Genomic DNA, 20014 nt, shown 5'->3' on the forward strand with positions numbered 1-20014 from the left:
CGGCTACGGCCTGAGCGACCGGTGGTCGCCGCCACCGCCCGGGGTTTGCAGCCTCGGGCGGTGGCGGCCCCCGAAAAACCCAGCAACTCCCGTCGAGGCCGCGGCGCCGAACACTTCGCGCCCCCTCGAATTCCGATTTTTCCGGCAGTACGGTTGCTGCTCGCGCGGCTGCTCCAGCGACGCGGCCGGGTGTGCGCGGTGACCGGCTAGGAAGGAAAACCTGAGGCCGACATGCACACGATCGCACTCGAAATGGCACCGCCCGACCTGGACGGCGGACAGGAGAGGGCCGTGGAGGAAGGCCGCAAGGTGGCCGAGAACAGCCGCGCCGCCGGGCTCGCCGACCGCATCGGGCACCTCATGATCCCGGGCATCATCGCCGAGGACGACGACCGTCCGATCGAGATGAAGCCGAAGATGGACGTCATCGACTTCTGGAACGCGGTGCGTCCGGAGATCGGCGACGTCAAGGGCCTGTGCACGCAGGTCACCGCGTTCATGGACAAGCCGCAGCTGACCGAGCGGCTCAAGCACCTGCGCAGCGCCGGGATGGAAGGCATCACGTTCGTCGGCGTGCCGCGCACCATGGCCGACGGCGAAGGCGGCGGGATCCCGCCGACCGACGCCTTAACCCAGTTCCAGGACATCGTGCCCAACCGCGGCTCGATCCTCATCCCGACCCGCGAGGGCGAGCACGGCCGGTTCAACTTCAAGTGCGACCGCGGCGCGACGTACGGCATGACGCAGCTGCTGTACTCCGACGCGATCGTCGGATTCCTGCGGGAATTCGCGGAGAAGACGCCGCACCGCCCGGAGATCCTGCTCTCGTTCGGTTTCGTGCCGAGCGTCGAAGGCAAGCGCGGACTGATCGACTGGCTCATCCAGGACCCCGGCAACCCGGCCGTCGAGGCCGAGCAGAAGTGGGTCGCCGCGATCAGCGAGCTCGGCTTCGAGCAGCGCAAGCAGAAGCATCTCGACGTGTACAAGAGCGTCATCGACGGGGTGGCCGACCTCGGCTTCCCGCTGAGCCTGCACCTGGAGGCCCCGTACGGCTACTCCAAGCCGGCCTTCGACGTGTTCGCGGAGATGCTCGACTACTGGTCCCCGACACCGTCCTGATCGCCTGTTGCTGAGCCCGTGGGTGGTCGCCTTCCGGCGCTCTCCCGCTGCGGGATCTCTCCTCCCTTCGATACCCGAGCGGTTCGCCGGAAGTGAACGGATCGTCCGCCCGGCGGGCGGTCCGTTCACTCCGCGCCCCTGCAGCTCAAGCGCGCGGCCGTGCCAGGACGTTCGCGACGGCGTTGATGTCGGCGGGCGCGACGCGGCAGCAACCGCCGACGATGCGGGCTCCCGCAGCGACCCAGTCGCGCACCAGCGCCGCGTCGAACCGGGACGGCCCCGTCCAGTCCTGCCGTCCGGCGTTCCAGCCTTCGCCGCTGTTCGGATAGACCACGACGGGTTTTCCGGTCATCTCGCGAGCGATCGGCACCGCCCGCGTGGCATCGGCGGGCGTGCAGCAGTTGATGCCGACCGCGAGCACGTCGTCCCGACCGGCGGCTACGGCGAACGCCTCCTCCAGCGGCTGTCCGGCGCGAGTGCGCTCGCCATCGATGTTGTACGAGAGCCAAGCGGGCACGTCGACGTCGCCGAGCACTTCCAGCAGCGCGGCCGCCTCGTCCACGTCCGGAACCGTCTCCAGCGCGAGCAGGTCGGGCCCGGCTTCGGCGAGGACTTCCAGCCGTGGCCGGTGGAACCCGACGAGTTCGCGGTGGCTCAGGCCGTAGCGGCCGCGGAACTCCGAACCGTCCGCCAGCACCGCCCCGTACGGGCCCACCGATGCCGCGACCAAGCGCCGCTTGCCCGCATCTCGCTGCGCGGCCCGCTTGGCCAGCTCGACGCTGCGACGCATCAGCCCGGCCGCGTGCTCGCGATCGAAGCCGTGCGCGGCGAAACCCGCGAAGCCCGCCTGGTAGCTCGCCGTGGTCACGATGTCCGCACCGGCCGCGAAGAACGCCTCGTGCGCGGCGACTATCTCTTCCGGTGCCGACGCCAGGAACTGCGCCGACCACAAGTCGCCGGAGAGATCACCCCCGCGCGCCTCCAGTTGCGTGCCCAGCCCGCCGTCGAGCACCAGCGGCTCGTCGAGTTCCATGTCCCCACGGTAAAAGCCCGCCATGGCGGGATGTCGCCAGTACCGCCACCGGGTACGCCGCACGCGTGATCATGCCCGCATGGCCGGAGTCGCAACTTCCACCGCCCGGGCCGCGCTCACCTTCGCGGCGGCGCTCGCGGTGACCCTCGTTCCCGCCGGGTCCGCGCACGCGGCGACCGCCTACTGCGAAAGCCTCACCGACGCGTCGAACCAGGAGTGGATGAGCGGGCTGCCCGACGACACCGGCCTCGCGGCGCTGTCCGTTCCCGGCACGCACGACACCTTGTCGTTGCACGGCGGCGACATCACGCAGACCCAGGAGGACCACGGCGACAGCGCCGAAACCCTCACCGCGCAGCTCGACGCCGGCATCCGCGCCATCGACATCCGGGTGCGCAAGGTGGACAACGAGTTCACCGTCCACCACGGAACCTTCTACCAGCACGCCAACTTCGCCGACGTGCTGGCGAAGGCCGGTGACTTCCTCGCCGCCCACCCCGGCGAGACCGTGCTGCTGCGGCTGAAAGCCGAGTGCACCGGCGAAGTCGGCTCGTGCACCGACGAGTCCAGCGACCTGAGCACCGCGGAGATCCTGGACCGCTACCAGCAGAACGATCCCAACGGGCACTACCTGTACAACCCGGCTTCCGATGGCCCAGCTTCCGGTGCCACCGCTTCCGATGGGACGCCCACGCTGGGTGCCGCCCGCGGCAAGATCGTGCTCACCGCACTGCAGGAAGCCCAAGGCGGCTTGGTCGACGGATACGGGCTGGAGCAGTTCAACGACGACAACTGGGGCGACTACGTCCAGGACGAGTACGAAGTGCCCACCGTCGGCGACATCGAGCAGAAGTGGAACCACGTGCGGGAGCACTGGGACAAGACGAACTCCGCCGATCCCGCGGAGATGTTCCTGAACTTCACCAGCGGCTCCAGCCTCGGCGCCGACCCGAAAGACGTCGCCTGCGGCGCGAGCGGGGCCCGCGGCGTCAACGACCACGCCCTGGAACACCTCGGTGGCAACGACGTGCCGCGCACCGGCGTGGTGCTGATGGACTTCCCCGGCTCGGACCTGATCAACGAGGTCATCTCCCGCAACGGCGCCTGATTGGCGCCGGTGGGCTCCGGGTAGGGCGGAATCGAGAAGGTTCGCCCGACCGGGAGGAGTCGCGATGCCGGCGAAGACCGAGAACGGACCACAGCTGATGCCCGAAACCGAGCGGTTGGCCACCGGCAAGAACTTCGCCGCCGTGTCCACGGTGCTGCCCAGCGGCCGGATCCAGAGCCAGACGATCTGGGTGGACGTGGACGACGACCAGCTGGTGCTCAACACCGAGACGCACCGCGCGAAGTACCTCAACGTGCAGCGGGACCCCCGGATCACCGTGCTGATCAGGGACGAGCAGGACCCGTACCGCTACGCGGAGGTGCGTGGCCGGGTCTCGGCCACGACCACCGGCGACCGCGCCCGGCGGCAGGTGGACGAACTCGCGCACAAATACATCGGCAAGGACTACCCGCCGGAAGCGATCAAGAGCGACCGCGTGACCATCTGGATCGTCCCGGAGCGCCAGACCTTCATCGATCAGAGCAAGGGCGTCGCGGACTGACCCGGCCTCCGGTGCTCGGCCGCGGCCCCGCGGTCCACCGACTGGGATGTCGAGTCGTGATGTGTCGGAGGAAGCCGGTTGCGACAAGTGCTGAATTGAGTCCACCGGCCGATCACCGAAGATGAAAGGAGTCCTGATATCTGAGGAGGGGGTCATGATGTCCGAGGAGTGGCACCGCAGTACTCGAAGCGGGTCGACGGGCAACTGCGTCGAGGTCGCGTGCACGGGGACGGCCACGCTGATCCGGGACTCCAAAGAACCCCACGGGGCGCTGCTGCGGGTGTCGAAGGAGCGGTGGCGAGGCTTCCTGGCTTCGATCGGTTCGGGGCGCTGCGACCGTCGGAAGCTGCCCGCAACGGCGGAATGACGCAGTCCTTCGCAGCATGTGATAACCGCCGAGCACCGCGTTTCAACCGCGCAAGCCGCTGTGACCAGCGCGGACGTCGCTGCCGAAAGCACCACCGAGGGTCGGTCCCGCCGGGTGGAGGTGGGCTCGTCCGCACCCGAACGGTTAGCGTGGGTGCGAACGGGTGAACGGAGGGTCGATGGACACGGCGAGCACACTCGCGGCGCTGCGGGCCGAGCTACCGCAAGAACAGCTGGTCACCGATCCGGACTCCGTCGCCCGCTACGCCCACGACGAAGCCGAATGGGCGCCGCACGGGACCCCGGCCGCCGTCGTGCGCCCCACCGGCACCGAAGACGTCGTCGCCGTGGTCAAAGTGTGCGCGCAACTCGGTGTGCCGGTGGTGCCGCGGGGAGCCGGCACCGGCCTCTCCGGCGGGGCCAACGCGCTGGACGGCTGCGTGCTGATCTCGTTCGAGCGGATGACTTCGGTCTTGGAGATCAACCCGCGCGAACAGCTCGCCGTGGTCCAGCCCGGTGCGGTCAACGACGACTTCCGCGCCGCCTGCCGCGAGCACGGCGCCTGGTATCCACCGGACCCGGCGAGCTCGCCCTGGTCCACGATCGGCGGCAACGTCGCCACCAACGCGGGCGGCGTCTGCTGCGTCAAATACGGCGTGACCAGGGATTACGTCCTCGGGTTGGAAGCCGTTGTCGGCGACGGCGAGGTGGTTCGGCTCGGCAGGCGCACCGCCAAAGGCGTCGCGGGTTACGACCTGTGCGGGCTGTTCGTCGGTTCCGAGGGCACGCTCGGGATCATCACCGAGATCACCGTGAAGCTGCTGCCCGGGGTGCGCGCGCCGGAGCGCACCGTGGTCGGCTACTTCGATTCGCTCGTGGCGGCAGGTGATGCGGTGGCCGCGGTGGCCGCCTCGGGGGTGACGCCTTCCGCGCTCGAACTACTCGACCGGCACTGCCTGCGTGCCGTGGACGAGTGGAAGAACATGGGCCTCAGCGACGAGGCCGAAGTGCTGCTGCTGGGCCGCTCGGACACGCCGGGCGAAGCCGGGGACCGCGAAGTCGAGGCCATCGTCGAATGCTTCGAGAAGGGCGGGGCCACGTTCAGCGCCGCCTCCACCGATCAGCACGAAGCGGATGCGCTGTTCGCCGCCCGCCGGTTGGCCTATCCGGCGCTGGAACGGTTGGGTCCGCTGCTGACCGAGGATGTGTGCGTGCCTCGCGCGCTGGTCCCGGACATGCTCGCCAAGGTCGAAGCCGCCGCGCAGCGGCACGACACCAAGATCGCGAACATCGCGCACGCCGGGGACGGCAACCTGCACCCGCTGATCATCACTCCCGCCGGGGACGAGGCGGCGCGGGAGCGTGCGCAGCGCGCTTTCGACGACATCGTGGCCGATGCGATCGCGCTGGGCGGCACCGTCACCGGTGAGCACGGCGTGGGCCTGCTGAAACGACGCGGCTTGCACGACGAACTCGGGCCGACGGTGGTCGGGATGCACCACGCGGTGAAGAATGCGCTCGACCCGGCGGACATCTTCAACCCCGGCAAGGTCTTCGGCGATCCCGACGGCTGAGGCGATCCGAACCGTGCCGGGTGCCGGTCCCGCTTCGTGCTTGCAGCAGTGGGATAGCGCGGAGCGCCGCAGGTACGCCTACGGACGATCACGTGGACGGGCCGACCAGTCGGCGCGGGATCGTCGTATGTGCGGCCTCCAGGACCTTGGCGACTACGTCGTGATCGAAGAATCAGCAGGTCAGCGGCTCATGAACGACATGAACCCGGGGCGGTTCCGCGCCTAGCATGGCGGTGCCGGCGGCGCAGGGGAGTGCGCCGTCGGCCCTTTTGCCCGCACGGCCTCCGCCGCAGTCCGACGGGCCGGAACTGTCAGGGCCGCGGCGATTATCCATCACGGGTCGGGCGGGTGCCGTCTCCCGTGGCGGCGCCGGACCTTCCCGCCAGCAGCTTCCGCGCGGTGTCCTCGATGTCCTGCTCGTCCAACAGCACGTGGTACGCGGCGTCGCCGAGCGGGATGAAACTGTCCTCGCTGGTGACCCGCGCGATCCTGCCGGCGAAACCCGCGTCGGCGAGAGCGGTCACGACCGGTTCGGACACCCCGCCGCTGCGCCGCGTCTCGTCGGCCACCAGCACCGACCCGGTCGCACGCGCCGCCGCCAGCAAGTCTTCGGTGGGTAGCGGGCTCAGCCACCGCAGGTCCAGCACGCGCACCCCGGCCCCTTCGTGCTGCAACCGCCGCGCGACCCGCAGGCAACGCGGTAGCCCGTTGCCGAAGGTGACCAGCGTCAGGTCGGTCCCGTTCCCGTAGGTGCGAGCCCGCCCGATCGGAACGTGTCCGCCGACCGGATCGGGGTAGCGCGCCAGCCATCCTTCGTCCCCGGTCTCATGCAGGTCCCGCTCGTGGTACAGCGCGATCGGTTCCAGGAACACGCATACCCGTCCATCCTCGTGGGCGGCTGCTACGCAGGTGCGCAGCATGGCGGCGGCATCATCCGGGCTGGCCGGGGAAGCGACCACCAGGCCGGGGACGTCGCGCAGCGCGGCGACGGAATTGTCGTTGTGGAAGTGCCCGCCGAAACCTTTCTGGAAGGCGTACCCGGCGATGCGCACCACCATCGGGTTCCGGAAGCGGCCGTCCGAGAAGAACCCCAGCGTCGCGGCCTCACCCCGCAGCTGATCGGCGGCGTTGTGCAGGTACGCCAGGTATTGGATCTCTGGAATGGGCAGCAGGCCGGCCGTTCCGGCCCCGAGCGCGGTCCCCAGCACGCTCTGCTCGTCGAGCACCGTGTCGAACACCCGCAGGCCGCCGAACCTGCGGCGCAGACCGCGGGTCACCCCGTACACGCCCCCCTTGCCCGCGACGTCCTCACCGAACACCAGCACGCCCGGATCGCCCGCCAACGCCTCCGCCAACCCGTGATTGATCGACTCCGCAAGGGTCAGCCCCCGGTCCGGAACCGTCGTCCGCTCGATCGGTACACGGCGGACGCGGTCCCGGACGGCTTCCGGGTGCTCGGAGGCGATCGTTGCCATGACGTCCCCGCTGTCGGCGAGCTTCGGCCGGGACAGCGCCTGTTCGGCGATGCGAGCCACCTCAGCCCGCTTCTGCTCGTAACGCTCCAGCACCTGCTCGGCGGAGAGAATTTCGTGGCGCACCAAGGTTTTCGCGGTGGCGAGCAGTGGATCCCGCGCGTGCTCGGCCACGATCTCGGCACGGGAGCGGTAGGCGGACTCCACATCGGACCCCGCATGTCCCATCAGCCGCACCGTGCGCAGGTGCAGCAACGCGGGCCGGCGATGTTCGCGCACCCAATCCGCCGTCTCGGCGGCGACCCGCAGGCACTGCTCCGGATCGTCACCGTCCACTGTGGAGTACCGTAGTCCCGGTCTGCCGGAGTGCGCGGACTCCACCCAGTCGTGCGGAGTGCGGACGCTGATGCCGAGCCCGTTGTCCTCGCACACCAGCAGCAAGGGCATCGGTAGCCCTTGGTGGGCGCAGTGCAGCGCCGAGTTGATCGCCCCGAGGGCGGTGGAGTGGTTCATCGAGGCATCGCCGAAGCTGCACAGCACCACCGAATCCGCGGGCCACTCGGCGCGGACGCCGAGTTGTTCGGCGCGCGCCAGCGAGAACGCCAGCCCCATCGCGCGCGGCAGGTGCGAGGCGATCGTCGAGGTCTGCGGGATGATCCCGAGATCGCCGTGACCGAAGACCTTGTGCCGTCCCGCGGAAATCGGCTCTTCGGCGGAAGCGACCACGCCGAGCAGTACGTCCCGCAGCGGGTCCTGTCCCGGCACTTGGCTCGCCCGCCGCAGGTAGAACGCGCCGGACCGGTAGTGCAGCAGCGCGGGGTCCGTCGGGCGCAACGACGCGGCGACCGCCGCGTTCGACTCGTGCCCGGCCGAGCCGATGCTGTAGTAGCCGAGCTTGCGGTGCCCCAGTTCCCGAGCTGCGAAGTCCAGGTGCCTGCTGCCGCATTGCGCGTCGAACAGCTCCAGCAGTTCCTGGCGCGCCGCGGCCGGATACCGGGCCGCTGTCGAGGAATCGGCGGTGCCGCATCCGGCCACAGTGGACCGGAAGTGGTCGTCGATCGGCTCGGACCTGGCGGGTTGCTGGGTCATGATTGCTCCGCTTCGATGCGCCCGGACGCCGGCTCGTTCTCGTCCGAGGTCATTCCTCGATCGGTGTGCACCGCGTCGTGCTCGGTGCCGTTCTCGCGGGCCGGCGGTGCGGGTGCTGCCGGACCCGGACCGGAACCGGATGTCCGTTCCCTGCTGCCCCGGGGCGGGTGCTCGAAGTCCGATTTCCACAGCACCGCGAGTTCCGACCCGGCTCGCGTCAAGCAGTCCAGTGCGATCGGCAGCAGCGGGTTCGTGTTCTGCTTGCGATACAGCGTCCGCACCCGCCGATACGGTTGCCGACCGGCGATCCGGGCGAGCCGAACTCCGCCACCGCTGGGCGCGAGCCCCGGCAGCACGGCGACCCCGAGCCCGCGCGCCACCAGATCGCGGATCACCGAGTAGTCGTTGCTGCGGAAGGTGATCCGGGGGACGAACCCGCTGGCCGCGGCCAGCCGCACCAGCGACCGCGCACCCGCGGTGTCCTTGCGGGTGCAGATCCAGGACTCCTCGGCCAGTTCCTCCAGAGCGACCTCCGGGGAATCGGCCAGCCGGTGGGATGCGGGCAGCGCCAGCCGCAGCGGCTCGGCGAGCACGTCGTCGGCGCGCAGGTCCGACGGCCATTTCCGGGGATCCAGGTCGTACTCGAAGACGACCGCGGCATCCAGCACTCCGTCCAGCACTCCGTCCAAGACTTCGTCCGGCTCGCCCTCGTCGAGCTGCAGCTCGGCGCTCGGGCGCCGCGCGATCACCGCGGCCAGCACGGACGGCAGGATTCGCGCGTTGGCGGTGGCGAACCCGGCCAGCCGCAGACTGCCCTCGTCGCCGCTGACCATGGCGTGGACTTCACGTTCCAAGGCGTCCAACGCGCCCAGCGCGTCACGGCTGCGTTCGGCCAAGCGCGTCGCCAGCGTGGTGCTGCGGGTGCTGCGCGCGGAGCGCTCGAAAAGCGGTGCTCCGACGGCACGTTCCAGCAGCGCCATCTGCTGGGACACCGCCGATGCGGTGTAGCCGAGTGTCCGGCCCGCTTCGGCGAACGATCCGGTGCGCACGCACTCCTGCAAGGTTCGCAGGTGGATGGGGTTGAGCATCGCCGATCACCCGCAGGCGCCGACCGGTTCGGCGTCGACCCGCGGCAGTCGTCCGCGCAGCTCCATCGCCGTGCGCACCCGGTGCTGAGCCAGTTCCAGCGCCGCGTGGTGCGGCTCGATCCGCCGCTGCGCAGCGGTGCGCAGCACGAGAGCGGTGTTCGCCCGGCACCGCTCGGCGACCTCGTGCAGTATTCGCGCCGGTTCCGGCCGGAACGCCGAGCGGCGCGCGTCCATGGCGAACCCGGCGGCGATCGCACCGCCCGCGTTCGCGATGAAATCCGGCACCACCTGGACACCCCGCGCGGCCAGCAACGCGCGGGCGCCGGTCGTGGTCGGCAGGTTCGCGCCCTCGACGATCAACTCGGCGCGCACTCCGGCTGCGACCTGTTCACCGATCACGTCCTGCTGCGCAGCGGGCAGCAGCACGTCGCAGTCCACCAGCAGCTCGTCCCCGCGGCCGAGCCGCTGCGCAGAGGGAGCGGAGTGCACGCACGCATCGCCCTGTTCGGCGCGCGCGGCGAGCCACCACGGCACGTCCAGGCCGTCCGGATCGTGCACGGCGCCCTGCGCCGTGGACAGCGCGACGATCCGCGCCCCGAGCTCGTGCAACCGGCGGGCTGCTGCGGCGCCGACAGCGCCGAACCCCTGCACCGCGACGCGGACCCCGTCGAGCGAACGGCCCCGCAGTTCCAGCGCGCTTGCGATCGAGGCCGCCACCCCGTGGCCGGTGACGCCGAGCTCGTCGTACGGGACGCCGCCCAGTTCCTCCGGCACCCCGACGGCCGCGCCGCGGTCGCCGAGCTCGTCCTGGATGATCGCCGCGTCGTGCTCGGTCATGCCCATGTCCAGACCGGCGACGTAACTGGCCGGAACCTGGTCGGCCAGCCTGCGCGCGAACGCCCGCACCACCCTTTCCTTGTCCGGTGCGGCGGGATCGGCCGCGATGCCCGCCTTGGCACCGCCGTGGAAGAGGTCGGCGGCGGCCCACTTCCACGTCATCACCCTGGCCAGCTTGGCGATCTCGCCGACCGTGACACCGGGACTCATCCGGATGCCGCCCTTGCCGGTGCCGCGCGCGGTGTTGTCCACCACCAGCACGCCGCGCATCCCGGTGCGGGCATCGGAAACGCAGACGATCTTCTCCGGACCCCACTGGTCCATGGACTGCAACAGGTCGTTCACAACTGCCTCCATCGCCGCCGACCGGTCGCCCGGTGTCCGGCTCGGTGTTCAGACGAGGTTCCGTTCGGGGCGGTGCCCGGCGCGTTCGAAGCGCGCCACGTCGAGAGCACCGACGTCGACCGGCGGTGTGCGGCCGAGGACGAGGTCCCGCAGCACTTCGCCGATCGCCGGGCTCTGCAGGAAGCCATGCCCGGAGAAACCGGTGGCGTACCACAGGCCCCGCACCTGGCCGGCCTGCCCGACGAGGGCGTTGTGGTCGGGCGTGATCTCGTACAGGCCGGCCCACCGGTGCGCCGCGCCCGCGGTCGAGAACCGGGGCGCGCGGTGCGCGACGGTCTCGGCCAGCAGCTCCAGCCAGCTGTCGTCCGGATGCGGATCCGGGCTGTCGGCGGGATCGGGCATCCCCATCAGCAGCCCGGGCCCCTCCTCGTGGAAGTAGAAACCGGTGCCGAAGTCGATGGTGAACGGCAACCGGCCCGGCAGGTCCCGGATCGGCTCGGTGACCACGATCTGCCGCCGCAGCGGCCGCACCGGCAGTTCGACCCCCGCCATCGCGGCCACCGCCGAAGACCACGCTCCGGCCGCGCAGAGCGCGGCGGAGGTCGCGATGACACCGGAGTCCGTGCGCACCCCGGTGACCGCATCGCCTGCGGTGTCGATGCCGGTCACCGCGCAGTGCGGGAGCACGGTCCCGCCGTGCCTGCGGATACCGGCGGCGTAGCCGTGCACCACGGCCTCCGGCGTGCAATGGCCGTCGGTGGGGGAGTAGGCGGCGGCGAGCACGTCCTGCACGGACACCACGGGCGTGAGCTCGGCCGCCTCGGCAGCGGTGAGCATCCGGCTGGGCACCCCTAGCTCGTTCTGCAACCGCACGCCGTCCTCGAACGCCGTGACGTCCGCAGGTGCGGAAAGCAGGAACAGGTAGCCGTGCTGGCGCAGGTCGATCTCCGCTCCGGGACGCTCACCGAACTGCTCGAAGGCCCGCAGGCTCCGCGCGCCGAGCGCGATGTTGACCGGGTCGGAGAACTGCGCCCGCACTCCGCCCGCCGCCTTGCAGGTGCTGCCACCGCCGAGCTCGCCGCGATCCAGCAGGACGACGTCCACACCGGCTTCGGCCAGGTGGAAGGCCGCCGATGCGCCGATCGCCCCGCCACCGATCACCACGACGTCGGCCGTGGCGGGCGGGTTCACGGCGTCCCGCCCAGCTCGGGCGGCAGCCGGTAGCCGCGGTCCGGCTCGATGGTGTCCACGTCCATCTGGGCCTTCTGCAGCTTCCCGGAGAAGTCCCAGTTGAGCGATTGCCAGCGGGTGAACTGGTCCAGCACCCAGATGCCGGATTGGCGACTGCCGTTGCCGGACCGGCCGTTGCCGCCGAACGGCAGGTGCGCTTCCGCGCCGGAGGTCGAGTTGTTCACGCTGACCATGCCCGCGCGAGTGCCCTGCCGGAAGCGGAAGGCCGTGGCGGGATCGCTGGTGTAGACGGCGGCGGAGAGCCCGTAACCGGGTGCGTCGCCGAGTTCGATCGCCTCGTCGAGGTCGCTGAAGGTGCTCACCCCGACGATCGGCCCGAAGGTCTCGTGGGTGAAGACGTGGTCGTCCGGGCGCAACCCGTCCAGCAGCACCGGGTGGTAGTACAGCCCGGACTCCGGATCACCGCGAAAGCCCGTGCGGGGCGCGGACGATCCGATCCGGCCGACCGCGTCCGAACCGAGCACCTCGTGGTGATCGGCGATCGTCTCCAGCGCGGATTCGAAGCCCGCGGCGAAGCGCTCGTCCAGCATCGGGCCGTAGAGCACGTCCCCGCCGGGATCCCCGATCGCCGCCGCGCGCAGCGCTTGGTCCAGCCGCCCGACGAACTCCTCGTGCACGTCCCGGTGCACGATCAGATTGCCCAGCGAGGTGCAGCGCTGCCCGGCGGTTCCCCAGCCGGAGAACAGCGCGCCCTCCACCGCGAGGTCCAGATCCGCGTCCGCGGCGACGACCATCGGGTTCTTGCCGCCGAGTTCCAGGCACGGGCTCTGCCGGTGGCGCCCGCACAGTTCGCCGACCCGGGAACCGACCGCGGTGGACCCGGTGAACCCCACCTTGTCCACCAGGCCGTCTTCCAACGCCGATTCCAGTCCGCCGAAGGTCGACTCGCCATCGGCGTAGACGAGGTTGAGCACGCCCTGCGGCACACCGGCGCGCCACGCCAGCTCGGCCACCGCGCGCGCCGCCGCAGCGGCGTATTCGGCCGGTTTCCACACCACCGCGTTGCCGCAGAGCAACGCCGGGACCAGGTACCAGGACGGCACCGCGACCGGGAAGTTGCCCGCGGTGATCACCGCGACCACGCCGACCGGCACCCGGAAGGTGAACAGCTGCTTGTCCGGCATCTCCGATGGCACCGTCTGCCCGTAGAGCCTGCGCCCCTCACCGAGGAAGAAGTCGCAGGTGTCCACGATCTCCTGGACCTCGCCGAGCGCTTCGGCGTAGGGCTTGCCGATCTCCCTGGTGACCAGCCTGGCGAGCGAGTCCTTGTTGGCCTCCACGAGCCTGCCCAGCTCCGCGACCGCTCTGCCGCGCACCGGCGCCGGTACGCGCGCCCACTCCCGCTGCGCGGTGCGCGCGGCCCGCGCAGCCGAGTGCAGCGCGGACGTACCGCCGAGGTGGACCTCTGCCACCACGTCGTCCAGATGCGCGGGATTGCGCGAGCGGTACACCTCGCCCTGCGGGTCCGGTGCCGCGTCGCGGGTGCCGGTGCCGATCACCGAACTCAAGGTCGTCGACTCCACGGGTCCACCTCTTCCTCGGGGTTGCGTGTTCCTCGGGGTTGCGTGCTGCGGTCGCGGGCCGCTCGGTTCCGCGATCGGCCGCCGGATTCGGCTGATCGATCCGGGGAATCGGCCTGGCTGTTCGATCTGGACGATCGCACTGCGCGATCAAGCGCGATACCCACCGTAACCGTTCAGGCGTTCGACCATCGAGCACCAGAAGAGTGATTTCCCAACTTTCTGAGCGACAGCGCTGCTTGGTCCGGCTCCCGGCCGCTGTCGCGACCCGCTCCGGCTGTGGCAGTTTCCGGATGTGCGCGGCGAGGAGGACCGGATGACGAACCCGCCCGAGACGTGGACCGACGAAGACGTCCGGGCCGCTCTGGACCCGGACACCGCGATCGCGTCGCAGCGCACCGCGTTCCGGGCGCTCAGCGACGGGCGAGCGCGGATGGCGGAGAAGGTCGCGCTCGGCGTCGGCGCGAACACCGCGCTCGGCTACCTCAGCACGCTGTCACCGGACCACGGCGCGGTCAGCAAGCTCGTAGCCGTGCATCCCGGCAACGGCTCGCTCGGGCTTCCCGCGATCAGCGCCACCGTGCTGGTCTTGGACGCAGCGACCGGTCGGCTGCGGGCGACGCTCGCGGGTACCGCGCTCACCGAACTGCGCACCGCCGCGGGCAGCGCCGTCGCGGTCGACGCGCTCGCACCGCGCGGTGCCGACGAGTTGGCGGTGCTGGGCTCGGGGGTGCAGGCGCGGGCGCACGTCCGCGCGTTCGCTCGAGTCCGCGAGCTGCGCGCGGTGCGGCTCTACAGCCGCAACCGGGGTCGCCGGGAAGCCGCCGCGCGGGAGCTCGATGCCGAACTGGACGTCGACGTGCGCCCCGCGGACTCGCCGGAGGATGCCGTGCGCGGCGCCGCGCTGGTCGCGACCTGCACCCTCAGCACCGATCCGGTGCTCGGCCCGGTCGACCCCGGCACCACCGTGATCTCGGTAGGCGGTTTCGAACCGCACCGCAGGGAAGTCGCGCCCGCGCTGGTGCGCCAGGCGGCACCGGTCGTCGTGGACGACGTCGAAACCGCAGCCGGGCACGCCGGCCCGATCATCGCGGCGCTGGAGCAAGGCGCGGTGTCGGTCGAGGAGCTGCATTCGCTCGGCGACGTGCTCACCGGCCGCCGCGCCGGGCGCACCGACGAAGAACAGGTCATCTTCTACAACAGCGTGGGAGTCGCGGTGCAGGACGCGGCCGCCGCGCACGCCGTGCTGGGGACCTTGTAGCGGAAAGGGGCCGAAGGTGACTTTCGCGGAACGGCTGGGTGCGTCGCTGCAGCAGGCGTGGGAGACCTTTCCCGGGCAAGTCAACTTCGCCGCGTGGGACCTGCAAGAGCGGGAACCGGTGCTGCTCGGCGCGAACCGCGAGGTGCACCCGGCCAGCACGATCAAGGTGCTGATCATGATCACCGCGCTCCGCGAGGCGCACGCCGGCCGCGTCGCGCTGGACACCTCGGTCGCGTTGCCCGCCGAGCGGACCGGAGGCTTCGGAGTGCTGCGCGAACTGCCCAGCGTGCACCGCGTAGCGCTGGCGGACCTGATCACGCTGATGATCGTGGTCAGCGACAACGCAGCGACCAACGCCGTCATCGACACCATCGGTTTCGACGCGATCGCCGAATGCACCGCTGAACTCGGCTGCGAGCGCACTCGCGTCGAACGCCGCTTGATGGACGTGCACGCCCCTGGCCGCAACACGACCTGCGCGCTGGATCAAGCGCGCGTTCTGGACCGGCTGGCGACCGAGCGCGCGTTGCCGCCGGAGCTCACCCGGCACGCGTTGGGAGTGCTGGCCCGCCAGCAGGTCCGGGACCGGCTACCGGCGTTGCTGCCCGCCTCCGCGCGGTGCTGGAACAAGACCGGCGAGATCAGGGGCGCGCGGCACGACGTGGCGTTGATCGGCGACGATCGTCCGCGCGCGGTGGTCGCGGTGCTCGTCGACGAGCTCACCGACGAGTTCTCCTCCCGCGGCAGCGGGCGAAGCGCGGTCTACGACCACTTCGCCGACCTCGGCGTCCGGGTGTATCGAGCGCTCGGCTGATCTTGTGGGACAGCGCGGATCTCGATGACGCCGACGGGAGATGCCGGCGCGCTCAGCCGAGCCGGTCGTGCACGACGACACCGTCCACGGCGGTGAGGTCTACGCGCGCGCGTCCGATCTCATCCGGCGGTACGCGGAGCAGATCGCGGTCGAGCACGACCAAGTCGCCGGCCTTGCCGATCTCCAGCGACCCGGTCTCGTGCGCGAATCCGTTCGCGCGCGCGGCCCCGCGCGTGTGCGCCGCCAGCGCGTCGGTGAGCCCGATGGCCTGCTCCGGCTGGAAAGGTTCGGCCGCCGCTGCCGGAACGGTCCGGTTGACCGCCGCGTGCACCGCCGCGAGCGGGTCGATCTCGGACACCGGCCAGTCGCTGCCCGCCGCCAGCGGCGCACCGGAGTCGAGCAGCGACCGGAACGGGTATTGACGCCCGGAACGCGCCGCCCCGAGCCGCGGAATGGTCAGCTCGGTCATCGCCGCGTCGTTGATCGCCCAGGCGGCCTGGAGGTTCGCGGTGACGTCCAGCTCCCGGAACCGGCCGATGTCCTCATCGCGCACCACCTGCACGTGAGCGATCTGGTGGCGCAGGCCCATGGGACCGTGCGCGGCACGTGCAGCTGCCACGGCGTCCAGTGCGTCACGGACGGCCCTGTCGCCGACAGCGTGGAAATGCGTGGAGAACCCTGCAGCGTCCAAATGCGCCAGTGCGCTTCGCAGGTCCTCTGCGGACAGATAAGACAGCCCGCAGCCGTGCGCGCCCACATACGGCTGGACCATCGACGCGGTGAGGTTCTCGCAGACTCCGTCACCCATGATCTTGACGTGCTCCGCGCGAAAACGGTCACCCCGACCAAGACGGCGGCGCTCGACGAGATCCGGAACCTGCTCGATGCCGCGGCGGCGATCCCACCACAGTGCTCCCTGGACCCGTGCAGTGAGCATCCCGCGCCGGTCGAGATCGCGATAGGTGCCCAAGGTGTCCGCGTAGCCGAGGTATTCCCCGACGATCGCGTCCTGCCACCCGACGACCCCGTGCGCGTGCATCAGCCGCTGAGCGTCCAGCAGCGCCGCCGTGTACTCCGGCGGGTCGGGTTCCGGCAGGACGCGCGCGACGAGGTCCGCGGCCCCCTCGTGCAACGTCCCGGAGGGACGGTCGTCGGCGTCGCGTTCGATCCAGCCGTCAACCGGATCGGGAGTGCCCCGGTCCACTCCGGCGAGCCGGAGCGCTTCGGTGTTCACCCAGACGCTGTGGTGGTCACGGTTCACCAGATACGCAGGACGCCCTCCCGTCACAGCGTCGAGGGCTGTCGCGGTCGGCGCACCTCCCGGGAAGAGCGCGGGATCCCAACCACCGCCGAGTACCCATCCACGCCCGTCGTGCTCACCGACGATCCGCAGGCATCCCGCGGCGCTGGACGCGGCGGTGAGGTCGCACCGCGCCCGCAGCAGCCCGCCGAAGACCGGGTGCGCGTGCGCATCCTGGAAACCGGGCAGCAACAACCGCCCGCGCAGGTCCACGAGTTCCGTACGGGAACCGGTCATCGCGCGCACGTCCGCCTGCCCGAGGGCGACGATGCGGCCCGCTCGGACCGCCAGCGCGTCCGCGCTCGAACCCGCGGCGTCCATGGTGAGCACCCGGCCGCCGACGAACGCCAGGTCCGCGGAACTCAGCGATGCTCCTCGCCGGTGATCACCGTGACCGCGAGTTCGCGCACGTGCTCGTCCACCTCCGGCACCCGGAAACCGGTCTTGCGGATGTGCTCGACCAGCTCATCCTCCGGCGGCACCCCGTGCTTGCGCAGGTAGTACGCGACCGCGCCGGGCCAGATCCAGGCCCCGTCGGTGTGGAAGGTCAGCGGCACCGAGGCGGGCTGTTCCGGGTCGAGCTGATCGGTGTCGTAGCTGCGGGCGGCGAGCACTAGCGGCGCCTGGTCCAGGTAGTCGGCCAGCCCGTCGAGTTCCGCGGCGTTCACCTCTGCCCGGTTGGTCTGCGGGCGCCCGGACTGATCGACCGCGTCGAAGACCTCCGCGGTGCGCAACGCGGGCGCGCGGGTAGCGCTGCCGCTGGCATCCGGCACCCCGGCGCGCTGGGCGAGCCAACCGGGGATGTTCTCGCCGGTGCGGGGGTAGTGGTGCAGTTCCTCGGCGAAGGCGTCCTTGGGCGGCGGGGTCTGCCAGGTGGGTTCGTAGTCGCCGTTGAAGTCGACGCTGTAGCTGCTCGGGCGCCGCAGCCGGTAGATGGCACTGAGCCAAGTGCCCCGTTCCGACTCGTGCATTCCGTGGCGCAGCCGGGAGAACAGCGCACGGACCTCGTCCGGCGTGGTCAGCGGAATGAGCGTCCCGTTCGGAGCCACCAGTTGCGCCGCGATCTCCGCGTGCCCGCCGACCGCGCGGTACTCGACGCTGACCTCGTTCCAGGCCGGCGGGACCGAGCGCAGCAGCGCCCGCCCGAGCTGCTGGATGAGGTTCTGCTGAGCGGTCTGGTCGAGAGTCCCCGGCGGTTCCTGCGGGTCGGTTCTGGGGCGGCCCTGCTCGGGCGGTCCCGGTTGGCTCATAGCTGCATCCTCCCAGCCACACGCGGGGTTTCCGTGCCCGGCTCCCCGCGGCCGTGCTCCGCCGTTCCTGCACCCGGGCGTGGCGAAAGCCCGCCCGGGTGCAGAGCTTAAGACCCCGGTCGAGGGATGGGCACCACCCAGCTGCCCACCTCGTAACCACCGCCGAATGCGCTGGTCAGCGGCTCGTTGTGGATCACGTCCAGGTTTCGCCGGTAACTTCCGACGAAGAGCCTGATGTCGAATGCGAGGATTGTTGACAATAAATCCAGGCGGGGTTTAGCTTCGATTCATCGCCAGCGAGACCCGGAGGTGACCATGCGGGCTGATGAGTACGGCCTTCCCCGTCCCCTCCGCTGGCTGTCCTCTTCATCGCTGTGGCTGCGACATTGAGGTGGACCACCGCGAAGCCGGTGGTCATCACCCGCAGCGCGTGCGGCCGGTCGCAACGGACCTGACAACGCGGACATCCGATCCGCCGAAGGTTCGTGCACAGGTGTGACCGGAACACGCCCCTTCTGCAAGTAACTCTGATGGGCGCCTACCCGTGCGCCCATTTCATGCACTGCTCTTGGAAGGAGGTTCGGCCGGTGGCACTCGTCGACTGCGACCCGCTGATGAGGGTGACCTGGACAGATCCGGTGACGGGCAACCGCGGTTACCTGGTCGTGCACAGTCTTGTGTCCGGCCTGGCCACCGGCGGGACCCGGATGCGCGCCGGCTGCACGATGTCCGAAGTGGAGGACCTGGCCCGCGGCATGGCCCGCAAGACGGCCGTGTTCAACCTGCCGGTCGGTGGCGCCAAGGGCGGGATCGACTGCGACCCGAAGGATCCCGAGGCGCGCGGCGTGCTGCGCCGCTTCGTCGAGGCCATGCGCCCGTGGATCGACGCGCACTGGGTGACCGCGGAGGACCTGGGCGTGCCGCAGCACCTGATCGACGAGGTCTTCGAGGAGTCCGGCCTGCAGCAGTCCTACCACGCGGCCATCCGGCGGGCGCCGGACGTCGAGCACACGCTGCGCCGGGTCCGGGCCGGGTTGAACTCCCCGGTGCCGGGCGGACTCCTGCTGGGCGATGTCGTCGGCGGCTACGGCGTGGCGCAGAGCTGCCTGGGCGTGGTGCAGGCCCGCGGCTGGGACCACGAGCGCACGACCGTGGCGGTGCAGGGCGTGGGCACCATGGGCGGCGGCGCGGCGTGGTACCTGCACGAGGCGGGGCTGAAGGTGGTCGCGGTGGCCGACGCGGTCGGCTCGCTGTACCACCCGGACGGGCTGGACGTCCCGGCGCTGCTGGAGGCCCGCGACCGGTTCGGCGAGATCGATCGCGATCAGGTGCCCGCGGACGTGCAGCGGCTGTCCAGGGACGCGGTGCTGTCCGCGGAGGTCGACGTGCTGATCCCGGCGGCGGTGTCCTACGCGATCACTCCGGAGCGGGTGCCGCAGGTGCGCGCCAAGGTGATCATCGAGGCGGCGAACACGCCGATCACGCCCGCGGCCGAGGAGCTGCTGGCGACCCGGGGCGTGCCGGTGATCCCGGACTTCGTGGCGAACTCCGGCGCCGTCGCCTGGGCCTGGTGGCTGCTGCTGGGGCGGGTGGACGCCGACCCGGTGCTGTCGTTCAGCGTGCTGCGCGAGGAGATGCTGGCCAAGATCCCGCCGCTGCTGGCGGCCTGGGACGCCGACGGCACGACGCCGCGGGACGCGGCGCTGGGCATGGCGGACCGGCAGACCGAGCAGAACCGGGTGGCCGAGGCGGAAGGCCGGCTGCTGGTGAGCATCCCGTAGCGGCGGTGCTCGGCGCGCGCCATAGCCGGTGGCGCGCGCCGAGGTTTTGCGGAAATCGTCGGAATGCCTTTCGGTGTTACATCTATCTGTGGCGGCCACGACTTCGGGTGACAAGTGTGTGACAACCCGTGGATCGGGTGCTAGCGTTGCCGCCGGTTGCAGTTTTGGTTCCCAGAAGTACTTGAAAGTGCCTGCGAAACAAGCGTGCCGCAGGCGCTTTGTTGTGCCGTAGGCCGTTCGGCCCAGGTGATCATCTCGGCGACTTCGGGGTTGGCGAAGTGTCGGCCCCTGGCCATCTGAAGTA

Annotated in this window: 16 protein-coding genes; 8 read left to right on the plus strand and 8 right to left on the minus strand. The window is 70.6% G+C overall.

Annotation, left to right across the window (positions count from 1 at the left end; genetic code table 11):
• Positions 1-231: 231 nt before the first annotated feature.
• Entirely contained in the window at positions 232-1119 is an 888-nt protein-coding gene (locus V1457_RS19545) for a mycobacterial-type methylenetetrahydrofolate reductase (protein WP_200070769.1), read from the plus strand.
• 145 nt (positions 1120-1264) lie between these two features.
• Here V1457_RS19545 and mmuM read toward each other — a convergent pair whose 3' ends face one another.
• A complete protein-coding gene (mmuM, locus tag V1457_RS19550) occupies positions 1265-2152 on the minus strand; it encodes a homocysteine S-methyltransferase (RefSeq protein WP_338596011.1) in 888 nt (295 codons plus the stop codon).
• A gap of 79 nt (positions 2153-2231) precedes the next feature.
• Between mmuM and V1457_RS19555 the strand changes: the two genes are divergently transcribed.
• From V1457_RS19555 to V1457_RS19570, 4 genes are all read left to right on the plus strand, one after another.
• A complete protein-coding gene (locus tag V1457_RS19555; RefSeq protein ID WP_338596013.1) occupies positions 2232-3260 on the plus strand; it encodes a phosphatidylinositol-specific phospholipase C in 1029 nt (342 codons plus the stop codon).
• A gap of 64 nt (positions 3261-3324) precedes the next feature.
• A complete protein-coding gene (locus V1457_RS19560) occupies positions 3325-3762 on the plus strand; it encodes a PPOX class F420-dependent oxidoreductase (protein ID WP_338596015.1) in 438 nt (145 codons plus the stop codon).
• Between the two features lie 157 nt (positions 3763-3919).
• Positions 3920-4129, plus strand: coding sequence for a DUF397 domain-containing protein (locus tag V1457_RS19565; protein ID WP_200070765.1), 210 nt, complete (start codon positions 3920-3922; stop codon positions 4127-4129).
• 178 nt (positions 4130-4307) lie between these two features.
• The gene (locus tag V1457_RS19570; RefSeq protein WP_338596016.1) at positions 4308-5702 is read left to right on the plus strand and encodes an FAD-linked oxidase C-terminal domain-containing protein; all 1395 of its coding nucleotides are present in this window, start codon (positions 4308-4310) and stop codon (positions 5700-5702) included.
• 326 nt (positions 5703-6028) lie between these two features.
• Here V1457_RS19570 and V1457_RS19575 read toward each other — a convergent pair whose 3' ends face one another.
• Genes V1457_RS19575 through V1457_RS19595 form a run of 5 tightly spaced genes read right to left on the minus strand, consistent with a single transcriptional unit; the run spans position 6029 to position 13307 of the window.
• Positions 6029-8263, minus strand: a complete 2235-nt coding sequence (locus V1457_RS19575; protein WP_338596018.1) for a thiamine pyrophosphate-dependent enzyme — start codon at positions 8261-8263, stop codon at positions 6029-6031.
• Positions 8260-9351, minus strand: coding sequence for a LysR family transcriptional regulator (locus V1457_RS19580; RefSeq protein WP_338596020.1), 1092 nt, complete (start codon positions 9349-9351; stop codon positions 8260-8262). Before V1457_RS19580 ends, V1457_RS19575 begins: the two co-directional genes overlap by 4 nt.
• 6 nt (positions 9352-9357) lie before the next feature.
• Positions 9358-10533, minus strand: a complete 1176-nt coding sequence (locus tag V1457_RS19585; RefSeq protein ID WP_338596021.1) for a Glu/Leu/Phe/Val dehydrogenase dimerization domain-containing protein — start codon at positions 10531-10533, stop codon at positions 9358-9360.
• Positions 10534-10581: 48 nt separating this feature from the next.
• On the minus strand, positions 10582-11724 hold the full coding sequence (locus V1457_RS19590; RefSeq protein WP_338596022.1) for an FAD-binding oxidoreductase: 1143 nt from the start codon (positions 11722-11724) through the stop codon (positions 10582-10584).
• Positions 11721-13307 (minus strand): aldehyde dehydrogenase family protein, encoded by a 1587-nt coding sequence (locus tag V1457_RS19595; RefSeq protein WP_338596023.1) that lies wholly within the window; start codon positions 13305-13307, stop codon positions 11721-11723. The genes V1457_RS19590 and V1457_RS19595 overlap by 4 nt, the downstream gene beginning before the upstream one ends.
• Positions 13308-13620: 313 nt before the next feature.
• On the opposite strand from V1457_RS19595, the gene V1457_RS19600 reads away from it, so the two are divergent.
• Both V1457_RS19600 and V1457_RS19605 read left to right on the plus strand, forming a co-directional pair.
• Positions 13621-14565 carry an ornithine cyclodeaminase family protein gene (locus tag V1457_RS19600; protein WP_338596024.1) on the plus strand — a complete coding sequence of 315 codons (945 nt, stop codon included), beginning with the start codon at positions 13621-13623 and terminating at the stop codon, positions 14563-14565.
• A 16-nt stretch (positions 14566-14581) separates the two neighbouring features.
• Positions 14582-15379 carry a serine hydrolase gene (locus V1457_RS19605; RefSeq protein WP_338596025.1) on the plus strand — a complete coding sequence of 266 codons (798 nt, stop codon included), beginning with the start codon at positions 14582-14584 and terminating at the stop codon, positions 15377-15379.
• Positions 15380-15431: 52 nt separating this feature from the next.
• Here the strand turns inward: V1457_RS19605 and V1457_RS19610 are convergent, their stop codons facing one another.
• Together V1457_RS19610 and V1457_RS19615 are read right to left on the minus strand one after the other, a co-directional pair.
• Positions 15432-17000 (minus strand): amidohydrolase, encoded by a 1569-nt coding sequence (locus V1457_RS19610; RefSeq protein ID WP_338596026.1) that lies wholly within the window; start codon positions 16998-17000, stop codon positions 15432-15434.
• A gap of 41 nt (positions 17001-17041) precedes the next feature.
• Positions 17042-17929 carry a hypothetical protein gene (locus tag V1457_RS19615; protein WP_338596027.1) on the minus strand — a complete coding sequence of 296 codons (888 nt, stop codon included), beginning with the start codon at positions 17927-17929 and terminating at the stop codon, positions 17042-17044.
• A 557-nt stretch (positions 17930-18486) separates the two neighbouring features.
• Between V1457_RS19615 and V1457_RS19620 the strand changes: the two genes are divergently transcribed.
• Entirely contained in the window at positions 18487-19710 is a 1224-nt protein-coding gene (locus V1457_RS19620) for a Glu/Leu/Phe/Val dehydrogenase dimerization domain-containing protein (protein WP_338596028.1), read from the plus strand.
• Positions 19711-20014 lie beyond the last annotated feature (304 nt).

This window comes from Saccharopolyspora sp. SCSIO 74807 (assembly GCF_037023755.1).
GTDB lineage: Bacteria > Actinomycetota > Actinomycetes > Mycobacteriales > Pseudonocardiaceae > Saccharopolyspora_C > Saccharopolyspora_C galaxeae.